Consider the following 453-nt stretch of genomic DNA (forward strand, 5'->3'; position numbering starts at 1 on the left):
TTCCTTAACAGCGTCACCACCCGCTGCTGCTGTGTACCAGCCGTCAAAGGCATAGCCAGAGCGGGTTGGCGTCGGCATATCACCGTAGGGCTGACCATAGGTAATCGTCTTGCTGGTGTCCGCCCCCTCCGGCAAAGTTCCGCCGTTAGGGTCAAAGGTCAGCCTATAGGTATTTGCCGTCCAATGGGCTGTCCATGTCTGCTCCTCAGTAAACTGGATAAGCGTGTCTTTCGTGACTTGCTGGCCGTCGGCATTATACCAGCCATCAAACGTATGGCCGGGCCGGGTCGGAACCGGCAGGTCTCCAATAGGCTGGTCATAGGTGCCAACCACGTAAGCCGGGGTCAGAGGGTTTCCGCCGGCAACATCCAGATTGATTCTTACTGTCTTGGCCTCCCAAGCCGCATACACAGTGGTATCCTCCACCAGCTTGCAGAGGTCGGTTCCCTGGAG

The 453-nt window shown here is 57.4% G+C and carries 1 protein-coding gene; it reads right to left on the minus strand.

Annotation, left to right across the window (positions count from 1 at the left end):
• Nucleotides 1-453: InlB B-repeat-containing protein (locus RX395_RS10070; protein WP_316367371.1), on the minus strand; the 453-nt coding region annotated here is incomplete at both ends.

It is taken from the genome of Collinsella aerofaciens (assembly GCF_032584215.1).
Lineage (GTDB): Bacteria > Actinomycetota > Coriobacteriia > Coriobacteriales > Coriobacteriaceae > Collinsella.